General features: G+C 67.6%; 10 protein-coding genes, 1 tRNA gene and 2 pseudogenes. 10 read left to right on the top strand and 3 right to left on the bottom strand.

Features of this window, described 5'->3' with window-relative positions; genetic code table 11:
• Nucleotides 1–329: 329 nt before the first annotated feature.
• Nucleotides 330–1,178, bottom strand: coding sequence for a pyrroline-5-carboxylate reductase (proC, locus tag E3T24_RS04040; RefSeq protein ID WP_134402814.1), 849 nt, complete (start codon nucleotides 1,176–1,178; stop codon nucleotides 330–332).
• 74 nt (nucleotides 1,179–1,252) lie between these two features.
• Here proC and E3T24_RS04035 point away from each other — a divergent pair, with 74 nt between their 5' ends.
• Both E3T24_RS04035 and E3T24_RS04030 read left to right on the top strand, forming a co-directional pair.
• Nucleotides 1,253–2,215: a cation diffusion facilitator family transporter gene (locus tag E3T24_RS04035; protein WP_134366984.1), complete on the top strand. Its 963-nt coding sequence runs from the start codon at nucleotides 1,253–1,255 to the stop codon at nucleotides 2,213–2,215.
• Nucleotides 2,212–2,925, top strand: coding sequence for a glutamine amidotransferase (locus E3T24_RS04030; RefSeq protein WP_134366982.1), 714 nt, complete (start codon nucleotides 2,212–2,214; stop codon nucleotides 2,923–2,925). Before E3T24_RS04035 ends, E3T24_RS04030 begins: the two co-directional genes overlap by 4 nt.
• On the opposite strand, the gene tadA is transcribed toward E3T24_RS04030, so the two are convergent.
• On the bottom strand, nucleotides 2,882–3,361 hold the full coding sequence (tadA, locus tag E3T24_RS04025; protein ID WP_255572842.1) for a tRNA adenosine(34) deaminase TadA: 480 nt from the start codon (nucleotides 3,359–3,361) through the stop codon (nucleotides 2,882–2,884). The two genes, E3T24_RS04030 and tadA, sit on opposite strands and share 44 nt — an antisense overlap.
• Before the next feature lie 33 nt (nucleotides 3,362–3,394).
• Here tadA and upp point away from each other — a divergent pair, with 33 nt between their 5' ends.
• The 4 genes from upp to E3T24_RS04005 all read left to right on the top strand — a co-directional run bounded on the left by upp (nucleotide 3,395) and on the right by E3T24_RS04005 (nucleotide 6,270).
• On the top strand, nucleotides 3,395–4,027 hold the full coding sequence (gene upp / locus E3T24_RS04020; protein ID WP_134366979.1) for a uracil phosphoribosyltransferase: 633 nt from the start codon (nucleotides 3,395–3,397) through the stop codon (nucleotides 4,025–4,027).
• A 515-nt stretch (nucleotides 4,028–4,542) separates the two neighbouring features.
• Nucleotides 4,543–5,247 (top strand): winged helix-turn-helix domain-containing protein, encoded by a 705-nt coding sequence (locus E3T24_RS04015; protein ID WP_134366977.1) that lies wholly within the window; start codon nucleotides 4,543–4,545, stop codon nucleotides 5,245–5,247.
• A 306-nt stretch (nucleotides 5,248–5,553) separates the two neighbouring features.
• A complete protein-coding gene (locus tag E3T24_RS04010) occupies nucleotides 5,554–5,988 on the top strand; it encodes a MarR family transcriptional regulator (protein WP_241975924.1) in 435 nt (144 codons plus the stop codon).
• Between the two features lie 90 nt (nucleotides 5,989–6,078).
• Nucleotides 6,079–6,270 (top strand): DUF1918 domain-containing protein, encoded by a 192-nt coding sequence (locus tag E3T24_RS04005; RefSeq protein ID WP_134366975.1) that lies wholly within the window; start codon nucleotides 6,079–6,081, stop codon nucleotides 6,268–6,270.
• Nucleotides 6,271–6,633: 363 nt separating this feature from the next.
• Here E3T24_RS04005 and E3T24_RS04000 read toward each other — a convergent pair.
• Nucleotides 6,634–6,706 (bottom strand) — tRNA-Arg (locus E3T24_RS04000).
• A 137-nt stretch (nucleotides 6,707–6,843) separates the two neighbouring features.
• Between E3T24_RS04000 and E3T24_RS03995 the strand changes: the two genes are divergently transcribed.
• From E3T24_RS03995 to E3T24_RS03985, 4 genes and pseudogenes are all read left to right on the top strand, one after another.
• Nucleotides 6,844–7,578, top strand: a complete 735-nt coding sequence (locus E3T24_RS03995) for a flavodoxin family protein (protein ID WP_134434312.1) — start codon at nucleotides 6,844–6,846, stop codon at nucleotides 7,576–7,578.
• 46 nt (nucleotides 7,579–7,624) lie between these two features.
• Nucleotides 7,625–7,735 (top strand): annotated as a pseudogene (locus E3T24_RS17860) (hypothetical protein); the annotation flags it as partial.
• Nucleotides 7,736–7,778: 43 nt separating this feature from the next.
• Nucleotides 7,779–9,188, top strand: a pseudogene (locus E3T24_RS03990) (carboxylesterase family protein).
• A 260-nt stretch (nucleotides 9,189–9,448) separates the two neighbouring features.
• Nucleotides 9,449–9,986: DUF222 domain-containing protein (locus tag E3T24_RS03985; RefSeq protein WP_134434311.1), on the top strand; the 538-nt coding region annotated here is incomplete at its 3' end.

The raw sequence follows: 9,986 nt of genomic DNA, 5'->3' as shown, positions 1-9,986 counted from the left end.
TCAAATCATCCGACGCCCTCATCGCCCTCGCCATGCTCAGCCTCGGCGGCCACAAACCCGTGCTCCCCGGCCGGGTTTAACCCACGGTTACGACAGGAGAGCCGAGATTTTTCCGAAATCGCGCCCAAACAGCCCGAAACCGCTTTTTTACAGCAGTATCTCCGTCGAATTGGTTCAACGCCGGGCGGAGTGTTGCCGGGGGCGCGCGCCTGGCCGTCGCCGGGTGAACAGCACCTGCCCGAGCGAATTCGACGGAGATTCTGCCCGTTTCGGCTCCGAATCGCCCGAAACCTATTTCTTAGAGCAATATCTCCGTCGAATTGGTTCAGCTAGTGGCCGGCGAGCTCGCGCGCGCGGGCGAGGGCGGCATCCGTCGCGCGGTCGAAGAGTTCCTTGAGGCCGCCCTTTTCGAGTTCCCAGACGGCGCGCTCGGTCGTTCCGCTCGGGCTCGTCACCTGTCGGCGCAACTCGGTCGGCGACAGAGCGGATGCGGCGAGCAGGCTGGTCGCGCCGTGGAACGTGCCGTTCACCATGACCGCGGCCTCCTCGGGGGTGAAACCCTTGGCGACGGCCGTCGCGGTGAGCTGCTCGATCAGGTAGAACACGTAGGCGGGGCCGGAGCCGGAAATGGTGCTGAGGGCGTCGAGCTTCTCCTCCGGCACGACCAGCACGTCGCCGACGGTGCCGAACAGGGTCCGGGCCAGCTCCAGGTCGGTGGGGGTGGACCGCGTTCCCGCGCTCAACCCGGTGACGGCCTTTCCGACCAGGGCCGGCGTGTTCGGCATCGAGCGGATGACCGACACCGATTCGGGCAGCAGACCCTCGAACGTGGCGATGGTGACGCCGGCGGCCACGCTGACGACCAGCGTGCCGGGCTCGAGGCTGTCGGCGATCTCGGCCAGCAGGTCGGGGACCATCGGGGGCTTCACGGCGACGATCACGATGCGCGCGCCGGCGATGGCCTTGAGGTTCGCCTCCGGGTCGACATCCGTGGCCCAGGCCGTGACGCCGTCGATCCCGGCCAGTTCCTCGGCCTTGGCCGTGCTGCGGTTGGTGGCCCGGATGCCCCCGGTCACGGTCACCTCCGGCTTCAGCAGCCCGGTCAGGACGGCCCGGGCCATGGAGCCGGCACCGAGGAACGCGATGGTGGGAAGAGTGGTCGGAACAGTCGCAGTCATACCGGGAGTCTAGTTTCGCGCCCTGTGCCGACCGCGTAAGGACCACAAGCGACGGGCGTTCTAGGATTGGCTGCATGAGTGCATCGGGCGGAAACAAGGCAATCGTGGCTGCCCTCGCAGCCAATCTCGGGATCGCGATCACGAAGTTCGTGGCCTGGGCCTTCTCGGGCTCCTCCTCGATGCTCGCCGAGGCGGTGCACTCCCTCGCCGACTCCGGCAACCAGGTGCTGCTGCTGGTGGGCGGGCGCAAGTCACGCCAGGAGGCCGACAAGGAGCATCCGTTCGGCTACGGCCGTGAGCGTTACGTCTACGCGTTCGTGGTGTCGATCATCCTCTTCTCGATCGGCGGCGTCTTCTCGCTCTACGAGGGCGCGCAGAAACTGCAACACCCGCACCCGCTCGAGGTGCCCTGGCTGCCGATCGTGGTGCTCCTGGTGGCCATGGGGCTCGAATCCTTCTCCCTGCGCACCGCCATCAAGGAGTCGAACCACGTGCGCGGCAACCAGTCCTGGGTGCAGTTCGTGCGGCACGCGAAGGCGCCCGAGCTGCCCGTGGTGCTGCTCGAAGACATCGCCGCCCTCGCCGGCCTGGTCTTCGCCTTCCTCGGCGTCGGCCTGACCATCATCACCGGCAACCCCATCTGGGACGCCGTCGGCACCCTACTCATCGGCCTGCTCCTCGTGCTGGTCGCCATCGTCCTCGGCATCGAGACCAAGAGCCTGCTCGTCGGCGAGGGCGCAGGGGCGAAGGATGCCGCGGCCATCGAACGCGCCATCCTCGCCGGCCCGGAGACGTGGAAGATCATCCACCTCAAGACCCTCTACCTCGGTCCGGACGAACTGCTCGTGGCCGCCAAGGTCGCCTTCGACGCCGAGACCCGTTTCTCCGACGTCGCGGCCGGCATCGACAACGTCGAAAACCGCATCCGCGAGGCCGTGCCCGCAGCCCGGGTCATCTACCTCGAGCCGGACATCTTCGTGGACCCGAACCGCCCGGCGCCCCCCACCGACACCATCGTCATCAAGGGGAGTGAATGACCCGCACCGCGGTCGTCCTGCGACACGACGCCACGATCCACCTGGGAAATCTCGAACCGGTGCTGCTCGAATATGGCTACACGGTGCGGTACGTCGACACTCTGACCGAGGATGTTCGGGCCATCGACCCCGAGGCCGCCGACCTGCTGGTCGTGCTGGGCGGAGAGATGGGCGTCTACGAGGCCGACCGGTTCCCCGCCCTGCACGATGAGGTCGAACTGCTCCGGCAGCGCCTCACCGCCGCACGGCCCGTCTTCGGCGTCTGCCTGGGGGCGCAACTGATGGCGAACGCCCTCGGTTCCCGGGTCTACCGCGGGCCGACGAACGAGATCGGCTACCGCGCGGTGGAACCGACGACGGCCGGCGCGGACTCCCCCGTGCGACATGTCGCCGGTGTGCCCGTCTTCCAGTGGCACAGCGACACCTTCGACCTCCCCGACACTGTGACCCGGCTGGCCGGGTCACCCCAGTACGGCAACGAGGCCTTCGCGATCGGAAACTGGGCGCTGGCCGTTCAGTTCCACCCGGAGGTCACCGACGAGATGCACGAGGTCTGGCTGATCGCCTCAGAGGCCGAGGTGGCCGCCGAAGGCTTCGACCCGGCGGCACTGCGCCGCGACCGCGAACGCTACTCGAGCGGCATGCAGCGGGCTTCCCGCGCCATGTTCAGCGAATGGCTCGGCGGGCTGGATCCGCAAAGAAGTCCCTGAGCAGAGAGCCGCACTCGGCCGCCTCGACCTCGGCGAACACCTCGGCCCGATGATTGAGCCGGCGATCGCGCAGCACGTCGTACACCGACCCTGAGGCGCCGGCCTTCTCATCCCAGGCGCCGAAGACGACCACGGGCACCCGCGCGGCCAGGATCGCGCCCGCGCACATGACGCAGGGCTCGAGGGTCACCACGAGGGTGCAGTCGGTCAGATGCCAGTCCCCCAGCGTCGCGGCCGCCTGCCGGATGGCCACCATCTCGGCGTGGCCGGTCGGGTCCTGCAGCAGCTCCCGCTCATTCCGCCCGCGGCCGATCACCTGTCCGGCCGCGTCCAGCACCACCGCGCCCACGGGAACATCGCCCGTGTCGAGGGCGGTCCGGGCCTCGGCGAGGGCAAGCTGCATCCATTCGCTGTGCCTCTGACCCTGCTCGCCCATCCGATTCCCTCCCCCGACTAGTAGATTGAGCCTATGCGAGTCCACGTAGCCGACCACCCCCTGATCACCCACAAACTCACGGTTCTCCGGGACAAGCGCACTCCGTCGCCGCTCTTCCGGTCCCTCGTCGAAGAACTGATGACCCTCCTCGCCTATGAGGGGACCCGAGGCGTGCGGGTCGAAGAAGTCACCGTGCAGACCCCGGTGTCCGAGGCCCGCGGGGTGCAGATCAGTGACCCCAAGCCGCTGGTCGTACCGATCCTCCGCGCCGGCCTGGGCATGCTCGAGGGCATGGTGAAGCTGCTGCCGACCGCCGAGGTGGGTTTTCTCGGCATGGCGCGCAATGAGGAGACCCTCGAACCCAACACGTATGCCGAGCGTCTGCCGGACGACCTGTCGGACCGCCAGTGCTTCGTGCTCGACCCGATGCTGGCAACGGGCGGCTCGCTGATCGCGGCCATCCAGTTCCTCTTCGACCGCGGGGCCGTCGATGTGACGGCCATCTGCATCCTGGCTGCGCCCGAGGGCCTCGCCGCCGTGGAGAAGGCCCTCGCTGGCCGCGAGGTGACCATCGTCCTCGGCGCCGTCGACGACCGTCTCGACGAGCACGGCTACATCGTGCCTGGCCTCGGCGACGCCGGAGACCGCCTCTACGGCCTGGTCTAGTTCCTTTTCTCATCCCCACCGACTGCGGTGTGTTGCAGTTCCTTCGATCCGCAACACACCGCAGCCCGCTCCGTTCATGAATCTTTGATGAAATTGCATTTCGTCACGGAATCTTTCACCCGTTCCTGATCGACGGCGGATCCTCCGACCCGCCGCCGGGTTGGCGAACGTGATGCGCGTCACACCGCGTCATCCGTCGTCACGGAATTGACACACGCCGTAACAGTGGGCTTTACTCGCAACTATGACAACGAGCGCACGCCCCCAAACCTCCTTCGAGGCCCCCGGGACTGCCGGCATGATGATGCCCGGCAGCTGCGCGGCGTGTTGCCGAATGTCCCGCTGACAGCGACCCTCTCGCCCAGTTCCCGCCCCGCTGACAATTCGCGGCCGGCCGGTTGAACTCCACGGAGTCCCCGACTCCGCCCCGGCCGTGATCGGCCTCACTTTTTCGAACCCAGGCATCGCGGAAACGCGTCCGGTTCCCTGCACCACCCCAGCCAAGGATCACTCCCATGTCGCTTGCACACATTGACACCGCCCGCTCAGCCCAGGCCGCCCGCCTGGAACTCCAGGCCGCCCCGGCACCCGCCGCGCCCCGCATCCGTGCCGTGCCCGACGGCACCCAGGCCCGGGGCTTTGTTCTCTACGTCGGCATCGACGAGGCCAAGGCGGCCGCGGCCGGTACGAGCCTCGGCCGCATCGTCGAGGCCCTCAAGGCCCTGACCAACAGCATCGCCCCGGCGTCCGAAACCCACGCGGCTGTCGCCCTGGCCCCGACCGGTGCGGGCGGCCGCGACGTCGATGTCGTGCGCCTCGCCCTGCAGGACCCGGCCGCGCTGGCCAAGCACCGCACCGAGACGGAGGATCCCGACCGCGCACCCAGCGGAGTCGTGGTCGACATCTCCCGCAAGCGGGTCATCCTCGACAACGAGACGGCTGGCCTCACCTACAAGGAATTCGAACTGCTGCAGTACCTCGTGCTGCGGGAGGGCCGCACGATCGAACGCTCCGAACTCATTTCGAAGCTGTGGAACGCCGCCGACGAGGAGGATGCCCCGAACGAGCGCACGATCGACGTGCACGTGCGCCGCCTGCGCGCCAAGCTCGGCCGCTACGAAGACATCGTTCGCACCGTGCGCGGCGTGGGGTACCGCTTCGACCGGCACGCGGACGTCTCGATCCGCCAGTCGAGCACGCCCAGCCCCGACGTCTTCTGACGCCGCGGGCGCGAGCGCGAGCGCAAGTCCGCATCGGGCGAAGGGACCAGGTTCCGGCGTCCGGTCATGACAAAGGGCCGGTCGTAGAGGCTACGGCCGGCCCTTTTCCCTTGCACCAAGAGTGTCCTGCAATCACATTTCACGCCTTCCGCCACAGCAAACGGTTGACGCTCAATGAATATATAACGAACGCGTAACGGACCGCTAGCCTTGGCAGGTTTTATTTCTTGGATTCCGCCCGGATCGCATCCCGAGCGGCGGGTCACCGCTGGAGTCTCTATCCTTGAAACAAGGTTGGGAGGCCGGGTGAGCGATCGAGCCGTGGCCGTAGCCGCATGGGAGTCCCTGTTCCGCGCCCAGGTGGCCATCATGCGCAGCCTGGCCGCAGATTTTCCGTCCCGGGAAATCTCCTTCAACGAGTACGACGTCATGTTCAACCTGTCGAGGGAGCCGAACCGTCGGATCCGCCTGCGCGATCTAAACGGACACGTTCTGCTCACCCAGCCCAGCGTGAGCCGTCTGGTGGACCGGCTGGCGTTGCGGGGGTACGTGGCCAAGCTCACCGACCCCACCGATGGCCGCGGGGCCATCATCGAGTTGACGGATGTCGGCTACGAGCTGTTCCGCCGGGTCGCGGTGCAGCACATGGGCACTATCACGGACCGCATCGGTGACGCTCTCAGCACGGAGGAGCTCACGCAGCTCACGACTCTGTGCGATCGGCTGCGCGGCGAGCCCTGACCCGCACGCGGCCCGAGCGCAGCCCGAACGCCCGCGCCCTGTGCAGGCCGGGAGGGTCGGCGTAACCTAACGCCCAGGAGGTGGGTTCCCATGCACGCATCGCAGGGAGATCGGATCATCATTCGGGGAAAGACGGTGGAGACACCGGATCGCCACGGGAAAATCGTCGAGGTTCGGGGTCCGAACGGCGAACCGCCCTACCTCGTGCGGTTCGGCGAGGGGCACGAGAGCGTGGTCTTCCCCGGGTCCGATTTCGTGATCGAGCACGCCGAACCGGCCTAGCATGCACAGGCTGCCCCTGCCGGTCAAGGGGCTACTGCCTGGCGGCGACGTGAGTTAACTTCGAATTACGCGTTACGGTCCGTGGCGGGTAAGTCAGTAGAAGAGGAGCCTCAGCCATGAGGATTACGTGCCCGTTTTGTCACTCAGCCGCCCGCCTCACGCCGAACCCGGCCCACGCCGTGAGCCTCGCGCTCCCCGTCTACGTGCTCGGGTGTTCCGGCTGCGACCGCACCAACGTCAGGCGTGAGCCGGACCGTCTGGTACGGCAAGTCGTCGCGACGCGCTAGCGCGACGTGCATCGCAGAAAAAACCCCCCGCATCCGAAGATGCGGGGGTTTTCCTTTTTCTGTTCGTGCCTGTCTGTGCGCCCGAAGGGATTCGAACCCCCAACCTTCTGATCCGTAGTCAGATGCTCTATCCGTTGAGCTACGAGCGCAGGCTGCCCACCAAGCTAAGCGCTCGGAGACAACTCAGAAATCATATCAGCTATTCGGACCGCTCAGGTTCCGCACCGGGGTTCGGGGCGACCGCGCGGCCCTAGCCGAGGTCATTGGCCGGTGCAAAACTGGCGCCATGACCCCGACCCGCAACACCCAGGCATCCTTCGAATACGCCGGCCTGCGGGCCCTGTTCATCAATTGCAGCCTCAAACACAGCCCCGAAATCAGCCACACCCAGGGCATCATCAACCTGAGCGCGAACCTCATGCACGAGCAGGGCGTCTATGTCGAGACCCTCCGGGCCGTCGACCACGACATCGCCACCGGCGTGTATCCGGACATGACCGAACACGGCTGGGCGACGGATGCCTGGCCGGCCCTGTTCGACAAGGTACTCACCTCCGACATCCTCGTGATCGGCGGTCCGATCTGGCTCGGCGACAACGGCTCGGTGACCAAACGGATCATCGAGCGGCTGTACGCGATGTCGGGCGAGTTCAACGACAAGGGCCAGTACGTCTACTACGGCAAGGTGGGCGGGGTCATCATCACCGGCAATGAGGACGGCGTGAAGCACTGCGCGTCGAACGTGCTCTACAGCCTTCAGCACATCGGCTACACGATCCCCCCGGGAGCGGATGCCGGCTGGATCGGCGAGATCGGACCCGGGCCGAGCTACCTCGACCCCGGCTCGGGCGGACCGGAAAACGAGTTCACGAACCGCAACACCACCTTCATGACCTGGAACCTGATGCACCTCGCCGCGATCCTGAAGGCCAACGGCGGCATCCCCGCTTACGGCAACCTCCGCGGGGAATGGGACCGAGGCGAGCGTTTCGGCTTCCAGCCGAACCCGGAGTACCGCTAGCGGCGGCGCCACCGTTGCAGGAGACCGACGCAGGAACGAGGACACCATGACCACGACGCTGACCCATGAGCCACCTACAGCGCGCGGCCGACTGGACGTTCGGGTCACGGGAGGGATCGTGCGCGGGGTGGAGGAGAACGGGATCCTGGCCTGGCGCGGGATCCCGTACGCGGCTCCGCCGGTGGGCGACCTGCGGTTCCGTGCCCCCCCAGCCGGTGGTTCCCTGGGACGGTGTCCGGGATGCCTCCACCTTCGGCTACGTCGCTCCCCAGGTGTACAAGGGACAGTTCAAGGGCGCCAAGCCCGGAGTGCCGGCCAGCGAGGACTGCCTGACCATCAATGTGCTGCGCCCGGCGGCCCCCTCCCGCAAACAGCTGGGACGCCCGGTGATGGTCTTCATCCGCGGCGGCGGCTAAAGCGTGGGATCCTCGCATGACTTCACCGGCCGCGGGGAACGGTTCGTGCACAGCGGGCGGGTCGTGTACGTGAGCTTCAACTACCGGCTGGGCGCCCTCGGTTACCTCGACTTCTCCCGGTACTCGACCCCCGAGCGCCCGCTGGAGAGCAATCCGGGGCTGCGCGATCAGGTGGCCGCGCTGCGGTGGGTGCGGGACAACATCCGTGCATTCGGCGGCAACCCCCACAACGTGACGGTGTTCGGGGAATCTGCGGGCGCCAACGCGGTGATCACCCTGATGGCGATGCCGTCGGCCTCCGGCCTGTTCGCCCGTGCCATCGCCCAGAGCACGCCGATCAGCGCGTCGTTCTCGCACGCGCTCAGCGCCGGCTGGGCGGCGGAGTTCGTGGCGGAGCTGCGCGCGCTCTCTCCGCCCGACACGTCCGCCCTGACTCCGAACGAGCTCCTGTCGATGGCCAGTGTGAGCGACCTGACCCGGGTCGCGCTGGTCGTCTCGGCGCGCACGCCGGACGCCTACCCGGGCACCTTCTGCCTCGCTCCGGTGGTGGACGGCGATTTCCTGCCCGAACGCCCCCTCGATGCGTTCCGCAACGGGAACGCCCATCGGGTGCCGCTCATCATCGGCACCAACGAGCGGGAGGGCTCCGTGTTCACAGGGAGGGTGGATGTGCTCCCCCGCTCGCCGATGCGCATCGCCGCGATCTTCGACCACGCCCCGGTGAGTTCGCACCACGCCATGCGGACCGTCTACGCCAGCCTGCCCGAGAATCGCTCGGCAGCGGACTTCGGGAGCGACTTCGTCTTCTGGTACCCGAGCATGCAGCTCGGCGAACTGCATTCCCGGGTGGCGCCGGTGTACGTCTACCGCTTCGACCTGGCGCCGCGGCTGATGCACCTGCTCGGCCTCGGGGCGACACACGGCATCGAGCTGCTCGCCCTGTTCGACCAGGTCGACTTCCCCTTTGCCCGGGCCATGAGCCTGCTGGGCGGGCGGGAGCGCTTCGTCAGCGCGGGCGAACGGATGCGCACCCACTGGCTGCGCTTCGCCTGCACCGGGCGGCCGGACGATACCTGGCCGACCTACACGGAGACCAACCGATTGACCCTGATCATCGACGAGGAGGACCGGGTCGAATCCGATCCTCGCGGCGAGCGGCGAGCCGTCTGGCAGGCCTTCCTGCCCGACTTCTAGGCGGGCTTCCTGCCGGCTTCTGGGCGGGGTTCCTGCCGATTTTCCAGGCGGGCCCGTGTCAGGGGTCACGGTCCGGATGCGCCGACACCTCAAGCGCCCCGCAGTTCATCGCCGAGCCGTGAGTTCCGCCCCTATTTTGTGCCTGAAGAGGGTCCGAACTCACGGCTCGGCGGGCTGTCGGGCCCGGTTTTGCGGCGCCTCACCGGCCGGGGAGCCCCACGAGTAACACCCGCCTCATTCGTAACTATCTGCGAAATACTTTGANATCGCGGCTCACCGACACCGACGCCCTGGCCGTCCTTGGCGCGGTGGAGCAGCTCGGCCGCCGGCTCGACGCGGCCAGGGTGTCTACGGCGACGGATGTCGCGGACCGCTCCCGCAGCATCCTCGGCCACGATTCCCTGGCCTGGAAACAGGGGGCCAGCAACGGCATCGACCTGATCACGCGCCTCACCCGGGTCTCCGCCCGCGAAGCGAACCGGCGTGTGCGCCTCGGCGGGAACGTCTCGGATCGCCGGGCCGGCACCAGCATGCTGCCCCCGTACTACCCGACCGTCGCCGCGGGACTGACCGCGGGCGACCTGGGTGTCGACGCGGCCGAGGCCATCGTCACGGCCCTCGACAAGGTCAGCCCGAGCGTCGCCCCCGACGACCTCCTGACCGCGGAACGTGCACTGGTCGCCGCCGCTACCGGTGCCATCACCGAAGAAACAGCGGGGCTGCCGGGGGAGGGGTTCGCGTTCCCCGCGGACCTGATCCGGGGCATGGCCCTGCAGTGGCAGGCCCGGCTCGACCCCG

The sequence above is a fragment of the Cryobacterium sp. TmT2-59 genome, assembly GCF_004403545.1.
Classification (GTDB): Bacteria; Actinomycetota; Actinomycetes; order Actinomycetales; family Microbacteriaceae; genus Cryobacterium; species Cryobacterium shii.
Note: the sequence above shows the minus strand (reverse complement) of the source record. Positions and strands in the feature narration are given on the sequence as shown.